Source organism: Rhizobium sp. LjRoot98, from assembly GCF_964252935.1.
In the GTDB taxonomy this organism is placed as follows: domain Bacteria; phylum Pseudomonadota; class Alphaproteobacteria; order Rhizobiales; family Rhizobiaceae; genus Pararhizobium.
The window spans coordinates 38,047-59,240 of the sequence record NZ_CAXUPW020000014.1 but is presented as its reverse complement, the minus strand read 5'-3'; the positions used below and the strand labels follow the sequence as shown (position 1 = coordinate 59,240).

General features: G+C 56.5%; 20 protein-coding genes and 2 pseudogenes. 9 read left to right on the top strand and 13 right to left on the bottom strand.

The features are described 5' to 3' along the window. Positions 1-64: 64 nt before the first annotated feature. The 7 genes from glf to ACSQ3J_RS27720 form a co-directional block, all read right to left on the bottom strand. Positions 65-2,422, bottom strand: coding sequence for a UDP-galactopyranose mutase (gene glf / locus ACSQ3J_RS27750; protein ID WP_436040767.1), 2,358 nt, complete (start codon positions 2,420-2,422; stop codon positions 65-67). Positions 2,423-2,496: 74 nt separating this feature from the next. Beyond that, on the bottom strand, positions 2,497-3,660 hold the full coding sequence (locus ACSQ3J_RS27745) for a glycosyltransferase (protein ID WP_436040766.1): 1,164 nt from the start codon (positions 3,658-3,660) through the stop codon (positions 2,497-2,499). Positions 3,661-3,884: 224 nt separating this feature from the next. Next, positions 3,885-4,679, bottom strand: coding sequence for an SDR family NAD(P)-dependent oxidoreductase (locus ACSQ3J_RS27740; RefSeq protein WP_436040764.1), 795 nt, complete (start codon positions 4,677-4,679; stop codon positions 3,885-3,887). A 17-nt stretch (positions 4,680-4,696) separates the two neighbouring features. Next, entirely contained in the window at positions 4,697-5,866 is a 1,170-nt protein-coding gene (locus tag ACSQ3J_RS27735; RefSeq protein ID WP_060504203.1) for a zinc-dependent alcohol dehydrogenase, read from the bottom strand. An 11-nt stretch (positions 5,867-5,877) separates the two neighbouring features. Beyond that, positions 5,878-7,686: a YbhB/YbcL family Raf kinase inhibitor-like protein gene (locus ACSQ3J_RS27730; RefSeq protein ID WP_436040762.1), complete on the bottom strand. Its 1,809-nt coding sequence runs from the start codon at positions 7,684-7,686 to the stop codon at positions 5,878-5,880. After that, on the bottom strand, positions 7,683-8,132 hold the full coding sequence (locus tag ACSQ3J_RS27725; RefSeq protein WP_436040761.1) for a DUF4142 domain-containing protein: 450 nt from the start codon (positions 8,130-8,132) through the stop codon (positions 7,683-7,685). Before ACSQ3J_RS27725 ends, ACSQ3J_RS27730 begins: the two co-directional genes overlap by 4 nt. After that, positions 8,107-8,625: an alpha/beta hydrolase fold domain-containing protein gene (locus ACSQ3J_RS27720; RefSeq protein WP_060504200.1), complete on the bottom strand. Its 519-nt coding sequence runs from the start codon at positions 8,623-8,625 to the stop codon at positions 8,107-8,109. The genes ACSQ3J_RS27725 and ACSQ3J_RS27720 overlap by 26 nt, the downstream gene beginning before the upstream one ends. 441 nt (positions 8,626-9,066) lie before the next feature. Between ACSQ3J_RS27720 and ACSQ3J_RS27715 the strand changes: the two genes are divergently transcribed. Continuing rightward, positions 9,067-11,754, top strand: coding sequence for a PAS domain S-box protein (locus tag ACSQ3J_RS27715; protein WP_436040759.1), 2,688 nt, complete (start codon positions 9,067-9,069; stop codon positions 11,752-11,754). Continuing rightward, positions 11,708-12,058 (top strand): PAS domain-containing protein, encoded by a 351-nt coding sequence (locus ACSQ3J_RS27710; RefSeq protein ID WP_280140013.1) that lies wholly within the window; start codon positions 11,708-11,710, stop codon positions 12,056-12,058. Before ACSQ3J_RS27715 ends, ACSQ3J_RS27710 begins: the two co-directional genes overlap by 47 nt. 5 nt (positions 12,059-12,063) lie before the next feature. Here ACSQ3J_RS27710 and ACSQ3J_RS27705 read toward each other — a convergent pair whose 3' ends face one another. Next, positions 12,064-12,537, bottom strand: a complete 474-nt coding sequence (locus ACSQ3J_RS27705; RefSeq protein ID WP_060504197.1) for an NUDIX hydrolase — start codon at positions 12,535-12,537, stop codon at positions 12,064-12,066. A 151-nt stretch (positions 12,538-12,688) separates the two neighbouring features. Between ACSQ3J_RS27705 and ACSQ3J_RS27700 the strand changes: the two genes are divergently transcribed. Continuing rightward, a complete protein-coding gene (locus ACSQ3J_RS27700) occupies positions 12,689-12,997 on the top strand; it encodes a hypothetical protein (protein ID WP_156397535.1) in 309 nt (102 codons plus the stop codon). 123 nt (positions 12,998-13,120) lie between these two features. Beyond that, a complete protein-coding gene (locus ACSQ3J_RS27695) occupies positions 13,121-13,609 on the top strand; it encodes a sigma-70 family RNA polymerase sigma factor (protein WP_436040757.1) in 489 nt (162 codons plus the stop codon). Between the two features lie 11 nt (positions 13,610-13,620). Here the strand turns inward: ACSQ3J_RS27695 and ACSQ3J_RS27690 are convergent, their stop codons facing one another. From ACSQ3J_RS27690 to ACSQ3J_RS27680, 3 genes are all read right to left on the bottom strand, one after another. Beyond that, positions 13,621-14,013, bottom strand: coding sequence for a response regulator (locus ACSQ3J_RS27690; protein ID WP_436040756.1), 393 nt, complete (start codon positions 14,011-14,013; stop codon positions 13,621-13,623). A 35-nt stretch (positions 14,014-14,048) separates the two neighbouring features. After that, positions 14,049-14,417 (bottom strand): response regulator, encoded by a 369-nt coding sequence (locus ACSQ3J_RS27685; protein ID WP_156397540.1) that lies wholly within the window; start codon positions 14,415-14,417, stop codon positions 14,049-14,051. Positions 14,418-14,750: 333 nt separating this feature from the next. Next, on the bottom strand, positions 14,751-14,996 hold the full coding sequence (locus tag ACSQ3J_RS27680) for a DUF6894 family protein (RefSeq protein WP_060504193.1): 246 nt from the start codon (positions 14,994-14,996) through the stop codon (positions 14,751-14,753). 89 nt (positions 14,997-15,085) lie between these two features. Between ACSQ3J_RS27680 and ACSQ3J_RS27675 the strand changes: the two genes are divergently transcribed. The 4 genes and pseudogenes from ACSQ3J_RS27675 to ACSQ3J_RS27660 all read left to right on the top strand — a co-directional run bounded on the left by ACSQ3J_RS27675 (position 15,086) and on the right by ACSQ3J_RS27660 (position 17,460). Next, complete coding sequence (locus tag ACSQ3J_RS27675; protein WP_060504192.1) at positions 15,086-15,805, top strand: Crp/Fnr family transcriptional regulator; 720 nt, start codon at positions 15,086-15,088, stop codon at positions 15,803-15,805. 407 nt (positions 15,806-16,212) lie between these two features. Further along, positions 16,213-16,545: pseudogene (locus ACSQ3J_RS27670) on the top strand (SDR family NAD(P)-dependent oxidoreductase); the annotation flags it as partial. Positions 16,546-16,645: 100 nt separating this feature from the next. Beyond that, positions 16,646-16,930: an SDR family oxidoreductase gene (locus tag ACSQ3J_RS27665; protein ID WP_436040754.1), complete on the top strand. Its 285-nt coding sequence runs from the start codon at positions 16,646-16,648 to the stop codon at positions 16,928-16,930. Positions 16,931-17,022: 92 nt separating this feature from the next. Then, positions 17,023-17,460 carry a GFA family protein gene (locus ACSQ3J_RS27660; RefSeq protein WP_060504191.1) on the top strand — a complete coding sequence of 146 codons (438 nt, stop codon included), beginning with the start codon at positions 17,023-17,025 and terminating at the stop codon, positions 17,458-17,460. A gap of 682 nt (positions 17,461-18,142) precedes the next feature. Here the strand turns inward: ACSQ3J_RS27660 and istB are convergent. Together istB and istA are read right to left on the bottom strand one after the other, a co-directional pair. Then, a pseudogene (gene istB, locus ACSQ3J_RS27655) lies at positions 18,143-18,942 on the bottom strand (IS21-like element helper ATPase IstB). After that, positions 18,942-20,228, bottom strand: a complete 1,287-nt coding sequence (istA, locus tag ACSQ3J_RS27650; RefSeq protein WP_060504190.1) for an IS21 family transposase — start codon at positions 20,226-20,228, stop codon at positions 18,942-18,944. The pseudogene istB and the gene istA overlap by 1 nt, the downstream one beginning before the upstream one ends. 226 nt (positions 20,229-20,454) lie before the next feature. Here istA and ACSQ3J_RS27645 point away from each other — a divergent pair, with 226 nt between their 5' ends. After that, positions 20,455-20,649, top strand: a complete 195-nt coding sequence (locus ACSQ3J_RS27645) for a hypothetical protein (protein ID WP_060504189.1) — start codon at positions 20,455-20,457, stop codon at positions 20,647-20,649. Positions 20,650-21,194 lie beyond the last annotated feature (545 nt).

Sequence of the window (21,194 nt, the reverse complement as noted above, 5' to 3'; positions counted from 1 at the left end):
TGCTCGCCCATGCCAGATGGGTCGAGACTGTCCGTCGCAAGGACTATGCGCAACCGGTTTCTGTTCACCATTGTGCGCTGGCTGCTATAGCAGTTGAGTTAGTTTTGCCCATCCGCCTATAAGTAGCCAGGGCCTGGCCCACCACCTGGTCCATATTGTAGTATCTATATGTTCCAAGTCGGCCTACGAAGGTTACGTCAGTACGCTCTCTCGCCAGCGCTTCATACTGCTTGTAAAGCGCCTGATTTTCTGGCCGAGGTATTGGATAATAGGGGTCTCCGTCAGCGCAGGCGAATTCGTATGAAATACTGGTCTTGGGATGGATTTGGCCGGTCAGATGCTTGTACTCGGTAACGCGGGTATACGGAACGGATTCGGATGGATAGTTGACCACTCCAACAGGAAGCAGACGTCTGACATCATGCGTTTCGTGTCTGAATTTGAGGCTGCGATAGGGCAGCTGTCCAAACCGAAAATCGAAATACTCGTCAATAGGCCCTGTGAAGATCGTATGCTTGGCAAGTCGATCGTTTTTGATTGCCGAATACTCCGTCCCGGTCATCACCGTGATGTTCTCGTGATCGAGCATCTTTTCGAACATTTCCGTGTAACCGTTACGGGGCATTGCCTGATAGGCATCCAGAAAATACCGGTCATCCGTATTTACCCGTGTCGGAATCCGGGCTGTCACCGACTTGTCGAGCTGGGAGGGATCAAGTCCCCATTGCTTTCGGGTATAACCCTCGAAAAAGGTCCGGTACAGATCGCTCCCCACTTGCGATACCACTACGTCCCTCGATGTTACAATTGGATTGCACGGCTCGGCACGGCTGGCCAGAAAGTGTGCCGCCTGTTCGTCACTGCCAAGATCAAGTCCATAAAGACCGTTCAGCGTCGTTCTGTTGATTGGAATAGGCAGTTGTCTACCGCCGACATCTGCAAGCACCCGGTGCTCGTAAGGTCTCCAGTCGGTAAACCGAGAAAGGTAGCTAAAAACCTCTTGGCTGTTGGTGTGGAAGATATGGGGGCCGTATTGGTGGACCAAAATGCCGTCGTCATTGCGAAAATCATAGGCATTGCCGGCCACGTGTGGCCGCCGGTCGCAGAGCAACACCCGCTTTCTGCCATCGCACGCCAGCCTTTCGGCTAAAACCGAGCCGGCAAATCCCGCACCGACAATCAAGTAATCATAATCGGCCGAAGGTTTAGCGCGTGAGAGGTTGTGATGATGATTGCCTTTCGCATTCCGCTCTGGCAGAAGGCGCCGCGTGACTGCTTCGTCAACCAAGGCGCTCATCGCCGAGTATGTCGCGTCCCAGGATGAACCTCGAAGCATGGTATCGACTGCTGCGAGCCAGCCGGTGTCCAGCTTTTTTTTCAATGCGATTGCATCATCGCATGCGGAGGCAAAATTATTGGCATCCCGCGCAATAAAGACACCGTCTGTACGGCCATAGTGCCGGATTATATCGGTAACCGGCGTACTCACGACAGGACGACCGGCGGCCAAATATTCGGGGGTCTTAGTCGGACTGATAAACTTTGTCGCCTCATTCAGGGCAAAAGGCATCAATGCCGCCTCCCATCCTGACAGGTAGGCAGGCAAGTCCTTATAACTTTTTTGCCCGAGATAGTGAATGTTGGACGCCTTGGGCAGATCCTCTGGTGCTATCTTGGTGACAGGCCCGATGAAGATAAACGACAAGCCTGGTCTGGCCTTGGCTACCGCCCCTATTAGGGCCAAATCGAGCCGCTCGTCGATTACACCGTAGTAGCCGACTTTCGGGCCAGTGATCACTTTCTGGTCGAACGGTTCTTCGGAATCATCCCGCGCCCTTTGAAAATGAGCGGCGTCGACACTTGACGGGAAAGGATGGATGCTGCCGTGCAGATGGCGTTTTGCCTCATAGAGGCTGTGCCCTCCCGTGAACATGACATCGGCCCGAGCAATTAGCGCTGTTTCCATTTCTTTCAGGCCGGGCGGCGCAAACTTGAAATTGGCCAATTCGTCCATACAGTCGTAGACAACTGCACCGGCATCTATATGGCTTGCGAAACCGTACATGACCGGTGTGTAAAACCACAAAATCGGACGCGCGGCGTTGTTCAACTCCAGAAGCTCATCCAGCAATTTACGCAGAGCTTCTTCACGATCACCCTCACTCCATCCGTGCGGAATGCGGGGCCGGACAGCCTTGACAGTGGTACCTTCGAAAGCATGTATTTCGAGATATGCCAGATGATGGTCTGTCGGAATATACTCTTCAAAGAAGAAGACTTGCCGATCGCTTGCGAACCTCTGCATCAGGTGTTGTGGCCGCTGCAGAACGAAGTCCCATCGTAGATGGGAAAAACAAATCAGCGGCGCATTGCGAGCAGGCACCGCCTGTGGCGCTTGGATAAACGAACTGGAGAGATTCATTGTACATCCGCTATTGAGAGACGGATGCAAACTACGATATCAAGTCTTTGTTCCGGACTATTCTTAAAACAATTCTAACTTTCTTTAAAATCCATCGCCGCCTGCAACTTGCGCACGGAATGATGCCACGTCCAATTGTCGAGGACGGTCTGTCTCGGTGAATAGGAGGGAAGTGTCGCCAGCATATCTAAAATTGCTTCGTGAAAAGCGTCGGACGTTGCGACCCTGCCCGTCTGCGGCGTTATATATTGAAGGCCACATCGAAGCGCATCGTTGGCAAGAACTGGGAGACCGGCAAGCATATACTCTGTCAGGATCGCCGGAGCGCCATCATTGATACCACAAACTACACCGATCTTAGCGGAGTTCATCAGCCGGTTGACGTCAATGAATGGAACTCCTGGTGGGCCCACGAAGTCTACATTGATCTGCAGCTCTCGAGCAAGGCAGCGCAATTCCCCGGCCAGTTCCCCATATCCGAAGACGCACAGCGCACGGATGGAACGCGGGAGTTTTGCCAAGGCCTTAAACAGGATGTCATGCCGCTTGTAGTCCTGGGCTGCCGCGACATAGATGATGTCGTATGGCTTTGGCCCCGCAACAGGAAAAAACATGCTTTCTGACGCAAATTCCGGCCCGATTGGCAAAATGGCGGTTCTCATCCCGGGATGTCGGCTGTTCACCTCGTCCGACTGCCATGCGGCACCGGTCAGCATCAGATTAAAATGGCGGCTAACCTCCGGCGGAATTCGCAATGCCGGCGCATCGATAGAGTTATAGATTTTGTAGCTGTCTTTGCAGGCCATGAGGAGATCTTCAGCAATACCAAGCCCCCAGACGCATAGGATTTCGGGCGCGCCGAATGTCAGTAAATGTGCCATCATGTCGTTGGATGAAAACGGTGCCTTGGGATCGTTCATCTGGAACGCGCGCCTGACCAGCTCCGGCGCGGCCCGCAGATCGGCGGGCGGGGGGCAATCTCCGCGCCAGTGCGTCCATATCTCAACAGTATCGACAATATCTGCCTTCAGGCAAGCCAGTGGCAAGCGCTCAAGATAGCCGCCCTCAACCGCAACATTGTGGTTTCCATTTTCATTGATAACGGGATTTCCGCGCGCCCCGCTCTTCCACTGCTCGCGGAAATCATCAATCGCAGGTACAATCCGATCGCATATTTGCCCATCCTGAAAATCGCTGACGACGACGAGACGCCGCTGTTTGGGCATTTGGATCACCATCTTGTCCGTCGCTCCATGCTATATTTCCTTTTACCCCACGACGGCGCCGTGGGGTCAAAGGATAGCTTCTTCGATCTCCGTCGCCGGACTTGGAGAAGTACCGACACCAACAAAACCGAACCGTGAACAAATTGAGATGGCGTCGGTGCTGCCGTATGGTGAGTTAGCGACGAGAACTACCACTTCCCTGCCGTCGCGACGTCACAAACGGGACCAGTAACAGCCTATCTCTTTGTTGTTCCGGGAGCCGCCATTTTGGCGTGCTGTTCGGCCAGTACTCCAGCCGGCGTAACGTTTGCCATTACCGTCTGGAGCTTGTTCTTCCAGCCAGCGACGATGTCGCCTTCGTTTTTCATCAAGGCGTCGAACCCAGCCTTGGCAACATCGGCCGGATCATCTTTTTCCGATTGCCCCACTTCGGTGTCGAGCATGTCCGCCCGCTCGAAGAACCGGGTTTCCGTGGCACCTGGCATCAGGCAGGTGACGCTGACACCGGTATCTTTCAGTTCATGCCTAAGGGCAAACGAGAAGGAATTCAGGAACGCCTTCGTCCCGTTGTAGACCGCCTGATAGGTGCCGGGGATGAACCCTGCAATCGATCCTGTGATCAGGATCTTGCCTGAGCCGCGCGCCCGCATGTCATTGCCCACCGTGTGGATGAGCGCGATAGTTCCGGTTACGTTGGTATCGACCACATCAAGTGCCTGGTTGAGATCCTGATCGAGAAAACTCTTTCCGAGCCCCCTGCCCGCGTTGGCAATCAGAATATCGACTGGCTGTCCCTTGTCAGTGATGAACCTCGCGAAATCGGCCGCTCCCTCCTTGGTGGAGAGATCGACCTGCATTGCGTCTACGGATACGCCGATGGAGCGCAGGATTTCCGCGGCAAGGTCGATATCGTCTTCGTCGGCGGCGATAACGAGGTCGTAGCCCTTTTCGGCCGCGATCTTCGCAAGCTCCAGACCGATACCGGAGGATGCCCCGGTTACGACGGCAAGCTGGTTTTGAGGGTTTCCCATGATCATCTCCACATTTCTTACGGTTTGAGAACGACCTTCACGCAGCCGTCCTTCTTGTCTAGGAATGTCTTGTAAAGATCCGGTCCATCCTCCAGGCTTCCCGTATGGGTGATGATGAACGAAGGGTCGATTTCGCCGTTCTGAATGCGATCCATCAGGATCGGCAGATAGTGTTGAACCGGCGTCTGAGCCATCTTGAAGGTCAGGCCACGATTGATCGCCGACCCCATCGGGATTTTGTCGAGAAACCCGCCGTAAACGCCGACAATCGAAACCGTTCCGAAATTGCGGCAGCAATGGATTGCCTGACGAAGCACATGCGGACGGTCGGTTCCCATGAAGGTCGCGACCTTGATGCGATCGATGCGGGCGTCCCAGCTTGCCGATGGATCGGATTCAGTTCCGACAGCGTCAATGCAGGCATCCGCACCACGCCCGTTCGTCAGTTCCATGATCCGGTCGTAGATATCCTTGTCCATGTAATCGAGTGTAATTGCGCCAGACTTCTCAGCAAGTGCCAGACGTTCCGGAACAGTGTCGATCGCGATGACGCGTTCCGCTCCAAGGATAAAGGCGGACTTGATCGCCATCTGCCCGACGGGACCACAGCCCCATATGGCAATCGTATCGCCAGGATGAATGTTGCAGAAATCGGCGGCCATGTAGCCCGTCGGAAAAATGTCGGACAGGAATAGCACCTGCTCGTCGCTTAGCCCATCAGGAACCTTAATCGGTCCGACATCGGCGTAGGGTACTCGGAGATACTCGGCCTGGCCGCCGCTGAAGCCCCCGAGCAGATGAGTATAGCCGAACAGGCCAGCGGGTGAATTGCCCCACATTTTCGTGACTTTTTCGGGCTTTGGGTTGGACCGCTCGCAACCGGAGAAGAAGCCGCGTTTGCAGAAGAAGCACTCACCGCAGGCGATTGTGAAGGGCACCACCACGCGATCGCCCACTTTCAGCTTCTTGTTGTCTTTACCGACTTCGACGACCTCCCCCATGGTTTCGTGTCCCATGATATCGCCGCTGTGCATGTCGGGCATGATGCCGTTGTAGAGGTGAAGATCGGAGCCGCAAATCGCGCAAGCCGTCACCCTGATGATGGCGTCGCGCCCATCCTCGATCGTGGGGTCTGGAACGCTTTCGCAGCGGATGTCATGCTTGCCGTGCCAGGTCAGTGCTTTCATCTCGCGTCTCCTTATTTCGATGCCATGTTGCGTTCGAGTGTGCCGACAATCTGACCTTCGGTGAGCACGTGTCCTTCCATCGCCTTTAGCACCGCATCCCGTTTCGCGCCTGGCTCCAGCCCAAGCGTTTCGATATCGAGCGCGAAGACCTGGAAATGATAGTGATGGGCTGGATCGCCGGCCGGCGGTTTTGGCCCTGTGTAACCAGTCGACCCCATGCTATTGGCGCCCTGCTTCATGCCCTTCGGCTCCTGAAGGATGGGCGATCCGGGAATGCCTTCCCGCAGCTTCGTAGTGGCCGCCGGGATGTCATAGGCGATCCAGTGTGTGAAGGGTTTTGGCTCGGCGGCATCGGGATCGTCGCAGATGACTACGAAGGACTTTGTGCCCTCTGGCGCTTCACTCCAGTCAAGCGCGGGCGAAGCATTGTCGCCCTCGGCGGCATATTGCAGTGGGATGGGGTCGTCCTTTTCGAAGGCGGACTTCACAGTGATGGGTTCGCTGCCCTTGGCATCGATCAGGTCGATAGCGATCTTCGACGCCGGCATGTCAGTGACGACATTGGGAATGGTACCCCCGGCTGCAGCCTTTGCCGTCGCCTCGCCGTTATAGGAGACTTTGTAGATCGTGCCGTTGCTGTCATCTGCGACGAACAGCGAGCCGTTCTTGCCGACGGCCACTCCCGTCAGGCGTCCGAGATAACCGTATTTGCCGTTTTCCTGCTGAAGCAGGAAGCCTTGGAGAAAAGGCTCGAAGGCAACAGGTTTGCCATCTTCAAAATTGACCCGGACGATCTCGTAGCCGCTCGGGGGACGGCGGTTCCAAGAGCCGCGCATAGCTATGAAGGCGTCGCCCCAATAATCTGCTGGAAAAGCGTTTCCGTTATAGAACGCCATCTGCATCGGTGCGCTGTGGGCGGTGTAACCGAGGACCGGTTCGGTGGATTGCTTCGCCCAGTCTTCGAGTGTGACACCTTCGGGCGGATCCATGCGCGGGTTCAGCCCTCCCATGCCAAAGACATACGGCCAGCCATATTTCTTGCCCTGCTCGATGCGGTTCAGTTCCTCGACCTGGACCTCGTCGCCGAGCCAGTCGATGCCGTGATCCATACCGTAGAGCGCGCCCGTTGTCGGTTCCCAGTCGAAGCCGATCGTGTTGCGCAGGCCGCTGGCGAAGATCGAGCGCGATGTTCCGTCTTTCTTCGCCCGCAGTACCGTGGCGTTTTCAGGATTGTCGTCCTGGCATTCATTGCAGGTGCTGCCCGAGCCGATATAAAGCATGCCGTCAGGGCCAATGCCGAGCGTGCGGTTGGCATGCTGTCCGGCATCCGGCAGGTCGTTGATGATGCGTTTTAGCGGGCCGAACGTTCCGTCTTCCTTGAAGTCGGCGGTGTAAACATCATGAATCGTCACCAGGAAAACCGTGTTCCCGTCGAAGGCAATGCCATGCATGCCGGGGCGGCTCGCGACCGTAACGGCCCCATCCGCCTTGCCGTCGCCGTCGGCATCCTTGAGCATAATGACGTCACCAACGGACCGGCGCGTGGCATAGACGATGCCCTTGTCGGAGACCGCCAGCATGCGCGGATTGATCAGGTCGCGAGCGAAGACCTCCACTTTAAAGCCTTCAGGTGCCTTGATCAGCGCCGTGAGCTTGGCGTCGTCCTTCACCTGAAGCTTTTCCGGCTCCAGGATCGAGCCCTGGATGACGACATCAGAGGCGCGGCCCACTGCTCCCTTAACCTGTGCAGCAGACATCGGAGGCAACGACAACGTCAAGGCGGAAGCGGACAACAAAAGTGCGGACAAACGGATATTCATGGGACCTCCCGGACCATTGGGATAGAAAGGAGAGCCCGATCGAAGAGATCGGACTTCATCACGGGCGATCGGATCAGTGAGCTGCCACTAGGTGCATCACATGCATCTTGTGCATTTCCAATTTGGGCAGTGTCTTGACTGCAAAGGCCTTGACCGCCTCGTCGTCGCCGCCCTTGGCACAGGTGGCAAACAGCGAAACTGCCTCCATATGCGCCCACCGTCTGCATTTCGATGTAGAGCGGCTTGAAGTCTTTGTCGGACGCGCCCTTCAGGAGTTCGAGCATGGCGGCGTGCTTGGATGACAGCTTCGCCGGCGCATCGTCCAGCTTGGCGGCCCTGTTCAGCTCTTCGGCCGCCATAGTATGATCCTTGATCATCGCGGCTGCGAATTCCTTGACATCGACGTCCTTCACCTTCTGCTCAGCCAGCTTCCCAAGCGTCGTCATGCGCTGCCGGAAACTTGTGTTCGGACGCATGCCTGTATTCGACCGAAACAACAATGGCATTGGCGCCGAGCGACAGCGCGCGCGGTGCGCCGTCGTAAACATTGATATCGGCCACAACCCACCCGCCACCGTGATAATAGACGACGACCGGGAACGGCCCCTTGCCGCTGGGGATATAGACACGGGCCGCAAGGGTGCCGGCCTTCGACGGGATGGCGATATCCTTCGTGGTCACCTGTGCTTCGGGTTCGGATGAGATTCGCTTTTCCCACTGGACGGCGTGAGCCGCATCGGCAGGGCTTGCCTGGGTACGTGCCTCGGGTACGGTCAACGTCGAAAATGGCTTTGCCTCAAGAGCCGCAAGCTTGTCGAGAACCGCCTGCATTTCGGCGGTCGGCTTCGCGACATCTGCCGCATGGCCGACACCGCCGAAGCAGAGCGGGAGAATGAACGCAGATGCAAGTGCCAGAAATTTCAGGATTTTTGGGGTCACGGAAAGAGTACCTCGGTTGAACGTGGTGCCCTAACCAGCCCATCCGCGCTTTGTTCCGATAGGGATGGCAATTCACGAGAAACAACTATTTCCACTCGCTCCATCAAGCGAAAGATTCGGAACGAATCTTTCCATTCGTTTTCCCGCGCGGCCTGTCAGGATCAGTCGTCATGGGCCCTCAACGCCGGGATCCGCCATTGGTTCAGCGTTGTCCGCGCGTCGGGGTGGAAGATCAGCTGTACGGCCCTTACCATAGGACAGCCCCATGTCGTCTACGAGCCGTCCAGTTCCCAAACAAATGGACAGAAGCGATCCAACCGCCGTAGTCTGCCAGGTCCCTTATCGGCTCAAAGCAGGAGGCATCATAGCCAAACATGGAAGATGGGTTAAGATTCCACTGTCTCGGGCATCATCATACTGCTGGAATGGGAGACATACTTCATGGAGGCTTCCGAAACCATAAGGTTGCTGGAGGAGCGCCTGGCTCGGGCCGAGGCGCAATTGGCCGAGAAATCCAGACTTGAGGCGGCTGCGCGAGAAAGCGATACGCGGCATCGTCTCCTCCTTGGCACCTGGGCTCAAGCCGTTTGGGAGACTGACGCCGCAGGTGTTGTCACGGCCGACAGCCCCAGCTGGGGAGCCTACACCGGTCAGACAGAGGATGGTTGGCTTGGATACGGGTGGCTGGACGCAATCCACCCAGACGACCGTGCCTATGCCGAGCGGCAGTGGCGAGAGGCGATGGCGGCACGCAGCTTGGTCAACGCCGAATTTCGCCTCCGTGCCCCGGACGGGGGGTGGCGTTGGACCAATGTCCGCGCCGCTCCCGTGATCGATAAAGCGGGAGGTATCGAGAAATGGGCCGGGATGAACATTGACATCGACGCTCACAAGCGCGCCGAGGCGGAGTTGCGCGAAAGTGAGGCGAAATATCGCTCGCTGTTTGAGACGATGGGCCAAGGTTATGCGGAACTCAAGATCATCCGTGGCCCGGATGGCCGCCCCCTCGATATCCGTTATCTCGAATTGAACCCGCAATATGAGCGCCTGACCGGCATCTCCGTGGCCGAGGCGCGTGGCCGGACTTTACTCGAGATGATCCCCGATCTCGACGTTTGGTGGATACAGGAATACGACCGCATCGCGCGCAGCGGCCTTCCAGGGCAAGTCGAGAACGAGGTGGCCACGACCGGCAGGTGGTACGAAGCAAAAATATATCCACAGGCTGGCGATCGGTTCAGCATCCTGTCCGACGAGATCTCCGTCAGAAAGAAGGCCGAAAAAGCCCTGCGCGAGCGTGAGGCCGATCTTGCACGGGTGCAGCGGATCGGAGAGGTCGGTGGGCTCGACATTGATATCGCGCACGGGCTGCGTAGCGCCCGCTCGCCCGAGTATCTACGTCTTCATGGTCTGCCCCAGGACGGCCGCGAGGAGAGCCATTCCGACTGGCTGGCCAGGGTCTGTCCCGATGATCGCGACGGAGCCGAACGCGCCCTATTCGATGCACCAGAGAGCGACACCCTCAGTTACGACAGCGAATATCGCATCGTCCGCCCGTCGGACGGCTCGGTGCGTTGGATCCATGCACGCGCTGACATCGAGCGCGATGCTGACGGCAAGGCGGTGCGGCTTGTTGGGGCGCATACGGATGTGACCGAGCAGAAGAGATCGACCGAGGCCTTGCGGGAAAGCGAAGCTCGCCTCGCCGCCGCGTTCCAAAGCGTCCCTGCGGGGGTCGCCGTGGTCGACATGTACGGGCGCGTCATCCTTTCCAACGCCGAGTATCGCCGTTTCCTGCCGAACAGCGTCACTGCATCGCGCGACGCGGAAAATACATTCCGCTGGCGTGCTTGGGACCCGCTCGGCACGGCACTGGCGCCTGAGGATTGGCCAAGCGCTCGGGCGCTACGGGGTGAAATCGTAACTCCCGGCCAGGACATGCTGTTCACCGACGAGAGGGGGCGTGAGATCTGGACTAAGGTCGCCACTGCCCCTATCCGCGACCACGGCGGCAATGTAACCGGCGTCGTTTCCGTGATCGGCGACATTGATATGGCGAAGCGGGCGCAAGAAGCGCTCGGCGAAAGCGAGGCGCGCTATCACGCGCTGTTCGAGTCGATGGACGAGGCCTATGCCGTCGTCGATGTGCTGAAGGACGAGGCCGGGGCCTGGGTGGATTTCCGCTTTGTCGAGGTCAACCCTGCCTTCATCGCCCATACCAGCATGCCCTATCCCGTCGGCCAGACCGCGACTGAGTTGTTGGGCGCACCTAATCCGCGCTGGACGCAGCTCTACGGGCGAGCGCTGGACACCGGCGAGGCGATTCGCATCGAGGAGGCGGAGCCGACGCTTGATCGGGTCTTCGACCTTAATATCTTCACGCTGGATCGCGAAAGAAACCGGGTCGCCGTGCTTTTCACCAACATTACTGAGCGCAAGCGCGCTGAGGTGGCGCTGCGTGAGAGCGATGATCGTCAGGCCTTCCTGCTGAAGCTCAGCGACGCTCTTCGCGCCATAACCGATCCCGACCTCGTGGCCGATGAGGCCTGCAGATTGCTTGTTAAGGAGCTTAACGGCAGTCGCGCTCAATATACGGTGATGATAGACAATACGCCGGGAGCGGAAATAGCCGAAGTTCGAGGCGAATCCCTTGGGTCGGGGCCGTTGCTTGTCCGGCGCTTCTTGATGAATGCCTACGGCGTGAAACTCGTAGATCTCCTCCGCAGTGGAAGAAATGTCATACTCACCGATATCGAAGCTGACGATCGGATTACGGACGAGCAGCGCGATGTGTTGCGTAACGCAGCTTCTCCGTCAGCAATCTCTGTTCCTCTGTTGAGAGAGGGTCGGATAGCAATCACCCTGACGCTGCATGATCGGCAACCGCGTGAGTGGACAAAACAGGAAATCTCCCTTGTTGAAGATGTGGCGGAGCGCACCTGGGCTGCGGTAGAACGTGCCAACGCAGAAGCCGCCCTCCGCCGCAGCGAGGAACGCTTCCAACAGTTTGCCAATGCATCTGCGTCCGGCCTCTGGATCAGGGATGCCGAAACGCTGAGAATGGAGTTCGTCAGCGCTGCCATTGCTACGATCTACGGAACTGCACCCGAGGCTCTCATCGGAGATTGAACGCTGGGCCGCAAAGATCGTACCCGAAGATCGGGACGCCGCTATGGATCACATCAAGCAGGCTCGCGACGGTGAACCTGCCATCCACGAGTTGCGCATCCGGCGAGACGATGGCTCGTTCCGCTGGATCAGGAACACAGACTTTCCACTCTATGACCGGAAAGGCAATATGGAGCGCGTTGGCGGCATCGCTGAAGACGTCACCGAAACAAAAATGGCCGTTGAGCACCAAGGCGTGCTGCAGAAACATCACGCGACTATGTGCAACGCGGGAAGTTGCGCCTTTTCGTTCCAGTGTCCATGAACCGATTAAGCCGGGATCCGTTCCTGGCTCGCGCCAAATCGGCGGGACACCATCATAAGAAGCTTCCGCAACTCCGGTTCTCGAACTTTTCGAGCAGCGTCATGCGGCTTCATCCAAGCGAGGTCTCGTTCGGTCATTTCCGGAAATTTCTTTTTACGACGTCGAACTTTCAGGATGTATACTGCGACTAAAGGTTCGACCTGGCTCCCATCGGACAAGATTTTCGCATAGCGGAACTTGCCGAAGAGCTTACGCTTAACCTTGCCGAGGACGCCGGCCTCCTCCCAGGCTTCGCGCGCTGCGACCTCGTGAGGAGCAAGTCCATCAATGGGCCAGCCCTTCGGGATCATCCACCGCTTCGTTTCGCGCGTGGTAATCATCAAAATTTCTGGGCCATCGTCCTGCGAACGGATGCAAAAAGCACCGATTTGCTGACAGGATGCAGTAGACGATGGCTGGTCGCTGTTTGAAATGTCCATTAATCACCGCCAATCTTCAGCACGAACTGCACAAAGGCATTGATGTTCCCTCGATCTGAGTTTCCGTAGACATCCAATGGAAATCGTCCCTGGATCGAAGGCGAATAGGGTTTGATCGAGGAATGCGAGGCTAGTTGATTGGTAGTCTGGAATGGTGATCCACTTCCGCAGCTATCGTGTGAAAACGCCGGAACGCGCGCATTCGTCGGGAACTTTCGATCAAGGCCGCGTTTCGCTACTACCTGCAATTTATGGCCAACAACACAATTTTGGCGGCGATACTCTTTGTTATGCCCGCCCCCCTGTCTTGGCGCAGAAAAGCCCATCTCCTCAGGAATTCGCGCAAGAGGCCGCGGTTTCGAATGACTTCGAACTTCAGGCAGCCGACCTCGCCTTGAAGACATTCGCGCAGAGAAACTCGGAACGCTACCAATGCACAATATCCGCGTGCACGATCTGACAGATTAAGAGTGATCCGAGTACCAATAAGTTGACAACGAAGAAAGATGGCACGCCGCCCACTCTTTTGCGTCCATGGCGGAACGTTCTGCGCAGAAGGCCGTTTGATGATCTGGAGGCGACTATGACAAGTAGCCCTGAACATCGCATAGAGGCGGAATTGGTGTCGCATATTCCGGCGCTACGAAACTTTGCCCGACGCTTTCATAATTCGCCCAATGATGTTGATGATCTCGTTCAGGAAACTTTGGCGAAGGCCCTCAACAATCTAGACAAGTTCGAAGCCGGAACGCGGATGAAATCGTGGCTGTTCACGATCATGCGCAACACCTTCTGCACAAGGTACGGCTTGACGAAACGGGAACAGGTGGGCCTGACCCCAGACTGCGAAAATCGCATTTCGATCAAGCCTTCCCAGGAGGACTTCGTTAGAGCCCAGGAGCTTGAGGAAGCTATTTACAAGCTCCCGGAAAAGTTTCGGACGGTCATCGAGCTGATTTTTATTCAGGAAGTCAGCTATGAGGTGGCGGCCAATAAATGCGGCTGTCCAATAGGGACAATCAAAAGCCGCGTCAGCCGTGCCCGTAACATGCTCTGTAAAGCGCTGGATTGATCTGCCGCCGGTTAATTCATCGCCTCATTGCCCGGGGGGTCGAACAAGGCGCGGGCAATTTTTTGTAGCTCGGTCGGTTTCTGGCAAAGCACGAAGCCCGCGAATCTTTGCGGTACGATTGATGGATCGAAGCCCGTAGCAAACACGAACGGGATGTTCCTTTCCTCAAGTTTATCAGCGACCGGAAACACGAGTTCATCGCCGAGATGAATATCCAAAATGGCCGCGTCAATCTCCTGTCCTCCGATGAGAGCCAGAGCATCCGCTACCGTTGCGACGGGTCCAACGACAAGCGCTTGCAAATTCACTAACGTTCGGCGGGTGTCATCTGCGAGAAAATATTCATCTTCCACGACAAGAATTCGTTTGCCGGCAAATAGTCGTAAAGGGTCCGTTGAGTGCATTCGCCGTCACGCCTCTCGTGAATTGATGATGTCTGTTACAGTTTGGGCAGCAAGGTAACCAGCTTTTCTGTGTCATAGGGCTTCAGGACGCACCGCGCAGTGTGGAACCTTTCCGGCAGGATGCAGGAATCATAGCCTGTTACGAACACAACTGGCATGCCGTGATCGCTGAGCGAATCCGCCAGGGAAAAGCAAGTCGTTCCGCTGAGATTAACATCAAGAATTGCCGCGTTGATACGCCAACCCTCGTTCTCAAGAAGTTCTTGCGCCTCATCGAGACGTCCCACCGGGCCGACAATCCGTGCGCCCTCACCGACAAGCGCGTCGGAGAGGGCGAACGCGACAAGAAATTCATCCTCGACAACGAGATAGCATTTATCCTCAAGGTGACGAAGTCGAGCCACGGTCCGCTCTTCAACGTGTGACAAACGAGCACGGCAAAAACATCCGATGAAGACACGAACCAGCCAACCGTCGATAGGTTCCCTTTGAACGCGAAAGTAGATGCGACATCTCGCGTGTCGATTCCCGCTAGAGGTCTGATCCACTTCCGTTGCCTTGGGAACAATCTGCGAAATGCTTGGTTAGACGGATTTTTGTGGTGGTGAAGGCGGGGAGGTGCATATGACTGAAACGTGCTCTTGTGTGATCACGAGCGGAAGCGCAAGACATCGCCTGGCGCTAACAAACGGCACTTGCCATGGGCAAACGGCCAGAGGTCTTTCGGCGTTCCATCATCAACTTTCCTTCTTGAGCCATTCCGTGGCGAAAGTCATAGTTGAGACAGCAATGGGGTTTCCGGCCTCATCTCGGACTGAAACCTTCACGCGGAAATCATCTCTCCCGTTGATTTCGTCGTTGGAGATATCCGTCACAATCTGCGCGATCTCGTCCGTGATTTCGACATTTCGGTCCAGGTTTTTGCCCATCTGGTCCGGTATGAAGCCATCGCCGTTATCAATATCGAAAAAATACCGCGTCATTGCATATCTCCCTTCGTCACAAATGAAGGGCGCGGACGATTGTTCCCCTGTCCGGCGCTGCAAAGCAAGAAACTGTAGTCAGGCGCCGTATGATTGACGTTCTGATAGACAATCTAAATGCTCGCGACGAACTCAATGCGCAGGAGATTGCGCATCTTGCAACGATTGTGACGAGCGAGCGACTAGTGGCGCCCGGTCAAGATATCGTTCCGGAAGGGTCGCGGCCGATGACCTCGGTGCTGCTGCTTGACGGTATCGCCGCGCGTTATCGCGTGATGAACGATGGCAAACGACAAATCACGGCTTTGCATGTGCCCGGGGACTTTATGGATCTTCATGCTTTCCTTCTGAAAACCATGGATCAGGGCGTGTTAGCCTTGTCGCGATGCCGCATTGCGATTGCCACGCATTCGGATTTGCAGCGTACGACGGAAACGATGCCTCACCTCACGCGCCTGCTTTGGCTGCTGACAGTGATCGACGGCGCCATCCACCGTGAGTGGATCGCCTCCATGGGCCGACGCAGCACCAAGGCCCACCTCGCCCACCTGATTTGTGAAGTGTATATTCGACTGAAGATCGTCGGAAAAACAGACAACGGCAGCTTCCATTTGGCATTGTCGCAGGCGGTCACAGCTGACGTCCTAGGTATCTCAATAGTGCATCTTAACAAGACGTTGCAAAGCCTTCGGCGAGATGGGGTATTTCGATGGGATGGTCAAAAGGTCTCTATTCTGGACTGGATCAAACTTACGAAAATCGCTGAATTCGACGACACATATCTCAACCTCGTGCATGAGCCCAGATAGGCGATAGCGGTTTTGTCGCGTCGGAGCGAAACGGTTGGTAGGGCACTGGGGTTGTTGGGAAAATCTAATCTGTTCGAGGTCACGTCCGCCTGAAACATCTACGGTGACGCCGGGCCGGTGGTCTGAACACTGTGGAGGGCCTGATCGCAATTTTTCGTAAGTTTGAAAATTCTGATCGCTCGGGGGAACCATGGGGGATTCGCAAGGTTGGACCCTCGTGGCCGGCACCACGCTCGCGGCTACCGTGGGGGCGTTTCCAGCTTCACTAATCGCCGCGTCTACCAAGGTCAGATTTCAAACAGCAACAACAGCCATGGCCCGGCCTCGCGTCCAAAAGGGATCCCGTCCCGGACCACGGAGAGGAGAGCTACAAGGGATCAGGCCGTCTTGATGCGCGAAAAGCACTCATTACCGGAGGGAGTTCGGTATGGGTCGGGCGGCAGCTATCGCGTACGCGCTGGAAGGTGCTGATGTCGCTATTAACTACCTTCTTGCAGAAGAAGAGGATGCTCGGCAAGTTGTTGTTCTTATTGAGAAAGCCGAACGCAGCTGTCGCTCTTCCAGGCGACCTCCGCGACGAAAAGTTTTGCCAGAAGCTTGTTGAAGATGCTGTGGCCGCGTTGGGTGGTCTCGATGTTCTCGTCAACAATGCGGCTCGCCAACAGACCAAGCCGACGTTGGAAGATATCTCTTACGAAGATTTCGACGCGACGATGAAAACCAACGTTTACGCGGCTTTCCTTCTGACCAAAGCCGCTTTGAAGCATCTTAAGCCTGGCTCCGTGATCATCCATTTCACTCCTGTGCCCACGATCCATCCGAAGACTTGTCGACTACGCGATGACAAAGGCGGCCGTCATGAATTTTACCAAGTCGATGGCCCGTCAACTCGGGCCGAAGGGAATTCGGATGAACGGCGTGGCTCCTGGTCCAATCTGGACCCCGCTGCAGGTGTCTGGCGGAGCTACGATGGAGAAACTCACGAAGCTCGGCGGCGACACGCCACTCGGTCGTCCCGGACAACCTTCGGAATTGGCCTCGATTTATGTGCAGCTTGCAGCGTCCGACGCAAGCTATGCGACCGGACAGATTTACGGAGCTGCAGGAGGCGATGGGCAGCCCTAACGGTCCTTACCCAGCTCGGAGAGTCTCAGGTAACACGAACGGTGCAAAGAAGGCCGCCCGCCCGCTTCAGTTTAATTTCATCGGAGATTGTGATGTCCAGGATTGAATATGGCTCCTGCTTCTGCGGCGCAATCAGGGCTGAGGTGACCGGCAAGCCTTTCTGGATCAATTGGGATCATGACCGCGACTGCCGCAAGGCGCTAGGCAGTCCGATGACCATCTGGATCGGATACAAGGCGGATCAAATTACCTATGTCGCGGGCCGGCCGAAGGTGTTTTCGAAGACACGCGGCGTTCTGCGGTCTTTCTGCGCGGATTGCGGAACGTCAATCGCCTATCAGGATGCCGGTCTTCCGGGCGAAACCTACCTGTGCATCGGCTTCATGGATGATCCCGTTCGTTTCGAACCGGTCGCCCACGGCTTTTACGAAGAACGCTTGCCGTTTGTTGATCTGCGCGACGATCTTCCACGGGAGGCCCGATACACACGGCCACGGCAAAGGACATTCGGTGACCCCAGGGATCGGTGACCACTACTTGGTTTGATGCGGCGTTGATCAATGATGAACCCAGCCTATTTTCCGGTATCAGAATGCGCCGCTACATCAACATCATCGGTGCCCTCTGGACCCGTTATCGCTGAGGTTGATGTTGCCGACGCGCGTTAACTCCGATCGTTAGGTTAGACCCGGCAATCATCCAAGCTTCTGGCAGTATATCTCGCCGACGGCTACAGCAGTCTTTTGATCCTTGTAAGGTCCAGAAAGCGTGGCACGTCATCCCGAAAGACGATGAAGACGCCTTTTGACAGAATGTGAAGAACGATTGTCGTCCCCGCTGGTAGACCGATTACAATCAGTGCCGATCGCACAAACATTCCTCATACCCGCAGGGCGCATTGCTCCCCTCTGTCCCTCCCCGCGTTGAGGTAATTTCCTTCAGGAGCTGGCTATTAGGGACCGTCCTGCCAAACCAGCAATTATCCGGACAAAAAGCCTCGCTTTCACGAGGCTTGATTTGATTCCGCGCCATGAAATCGGGAATAGCGGCTATACCAGCCGCCTACATTGATCGCTCTTCGCGGTTCGATGCGGTAGCGCTGCTGAATCTTGCCTCATACGCTTTCGTCGCATAATCGCCAGGTGGGCGAATGAATAGTGTCAAGCGAAGTGAAGATTTGACCCCGTAGGCGAAACGAAGAACTGACCCCCTTCATTGATTTGCTGTTTCGTTTGTCTCGAGCGCCGTTCCGGTCTTCTGCAGAAGGCCGGAACGGCGCTTTTCGCGAAGCCTGTAGCTATCACCTCGAATGGTGATCACTGTCGAGTGGTGCAAAAGGCGGTCTAATATCGCGGTGGCGACAACAGGGTCTCCGAAGACGCTCCCCCACTCACCGACTGATCGATTTGAGGTAATCAGGATTGATCCTTTCTCGTAGCGGCGAGAGACCAGTTGGAAGAACAAGTGAGCCGCGTTCGCTTCGAAGGGCAGATATCCGAGCTCATCGATGATAAGCAGTTTCGGTCGTGACAGGGTCGTCAATTGCTTGTCTAGGGTTCCGTCGCTGTGGGCCTTTGCCAGCATGGCGACGAGTGTGGCTGCGGTCACAAACTGGACATTGTAATTTTGACGGATCGCTTCGCGGCCGAGACTGACGGCAAGATGAGTTTTCCGGTTCCGGGTGGCCCCAGGAATAAGACTGTATCGCCGTGAGCGATCCAGCGGCAGGTCGCCAACTCTCTGATCTGTCCACGATCCACCGATGGCTGTGCCTCGAAGTCGAAGCCGTCGAGTCCACGCACGAACGGGAACTGCGCCAGTTTGCTCGACATGGAGAAGCGCCGCTCGTCGCGCCGTGCAATCTCACGCGATACCAGGAACGCCAATGCCTCGCGCAGCGTCATTTTCGAGCGAGCGGCCTCGTCTAGCAGGCTGTCGAGTTGATCGCGGATTGCTGTCAGCTTCAGGCGATCGAGCGTTGCGATGAGTAGATCATTGTCTACGGTTGTCATCACCAGCCACCTCCAACCACAGCCTCGTATTCCGCAAGCGGGCGCAGCAGGGCTGCTGGCGTCGTCTCGATTGGAGCGGAACGAACCAGCCCTTCGATACCCGCAACGCCGACGAAGTGGGTCCGGTCCACGATCCGTTGTCGCCGTCCCTGGCACAGAGCATGATCAGCTACGACATGGCCGGCGTGGCGGACGATGACACGACCCGCAAGTACAACGACCTGGACGCTTTCACCTATGAGACGCCAGGGTACGGAGTAACTGTTGGTGTCGAGATCGATGGCGCAGTCTGCCTGCACCTTGCGCACGAGATCGCGCAGCTGACCAAACGGTGCACGGCCTGACAGAGGCCGAAGGGCATCGACCTCGCCAGCGAAGCGCTCAATTGGAGGTTCGCCAGTCGTGCCGTGGTCGCGCTGATCGGCGACCTCACGTATCCAACGATCCAGATGTGCCTCGAAGGAGGCCCAGCTCTTAAACCGGCGACCTGCGATGGCGTTCTTCTTGACGTAGCCGACCCCGCGCTCATCCTTTCCCTTTGTCTGGGCCCGGTATGGAGCGCACGCGCGTGGCATGAAGCCCCAGTAACGTGCAAATGCCCATAGCCGTGCGTTGAAGCGCACCTCCCGGCTAACCGCGTCGTGATGCTCGACAAGCGCATTCGCATTATCCAGCAGAACCTCACCAGGAACGCCGCCGAACCGAAGAAACGCGCCTTCCATGCCCTCGAACCAGTCGGTCTGTCCTTCTCGCAGTGAGGCACGTATATGGATGCGTCGGGAATAGCTCAGCGTGGCGACAAAGACGTTTACCCGGATTCGCTCATCGCCAATCCAGACACGAGTCTGCCCAAAGTCGATCTGCAATTGACGGCCTGGTGGCGTCTCAAACCGGACTGTTGCCCGCTTCTGCGCTTTGAGTTCGCGCCGCCATTCCCGGACCCGAAGCTCAACCGAGCGCAAACCGATGATAATTCCATGCTCGCTGGCCAGCTCCTGCCGGATCACATCGGCATTGCCGTCGTGCCGGAAGAAGCGTTCGCGCAGCCAATCAACCAAGCCATCGAAGGCAGTGCGGCGAACCGGCTTCTTGAATGAGGCTGCTCCGCCCTCCCGCAAATATCGCCGGACAGTGTTGCGAGCACAGCCAAACTCTTTTGATAAGCGCTTGGCACCCCAACCAAGCTCGTGAAGCCGCAACATTGCCACCACCTCATCAGCCTGAAGCATATCTTCGCCCTGCATTGTCCGCGACAATGCAGGATGCGCTGAAATCATGCTCATCATCCATCTCTCCTCGTTCTGAAACGAGGGGGCAGTTCTTCATTTCGTTAGGGAGGCAGTTTCTCACTTCGCCTGACAAATAGTGCGCCGGGAAGGCCGAAGACTAAGCACTGAAGAATGAATATGGGCCACTAGGAGACATAGAGCGATCGCATCAGAGCCTTGACGCGGAACAAACTCAATCAGCCGCCGTTTCAGAACATTGTAATATTACGTGGAGGAGGTACCGATTGGTGTCGAACAAGCTCCGACTAAACAAGGCAAGGAAGCTGCCAAGGGCCTGCGCAGAAGTGCCGCTGGGGAGGAGAAAAAAATTGAATCTCGAAAGGGCTCGGATTTTGCCAAGGGGGCAGCGCGCGTTGAAGAACGCTCACGGAGTTCTGACGGCAAGAGCCCTGACGAAAAACAGAAACCGAAGCGATAATAACACGGTGAAACTATCGGCTGGCTGCGCGGTTTCTGCATGCCGACGGTCCCTACAACGTCGGTCGCTTCCTGCGCCCGATCCGGCAATTGAAGCGAGCCAGTGGCTGCCCCCGGCCACAGGCTTATAAATTGGCACTGCGCTCCATCAAAATAATCTTCCAGGCTCGAAACTAATGCGGCATTGGCCGTTCGGCACCATCGGACCCACTGTGATTTGATGATGGCGCGCCCTTCCATGCGTCCCCCCGCCCTCAGCCGAATGGGCCGCCGGCATGGATGCGAGGTGCTGTGAGATGGCCTCCCTGGTCAAGAGTTTCTCAATGGAGGATAGACAAGGAGTAGCTTGTTGAAGACGAGCTTATTCGCTGTCGGAGACCGAACGATAAGCCACCGGGCGCTACGAGGACCACTCGTTCGAGGCAAAACGCGAGATCAACGGCAAACGCGCTGCATCTTTGGTCACAGACAGTCCACGTCCTCCCGAAATGGATCGCGAACCGATTCCCTTGGCTACCAATCCGGGTCTCGACTCGCAGTGACGCC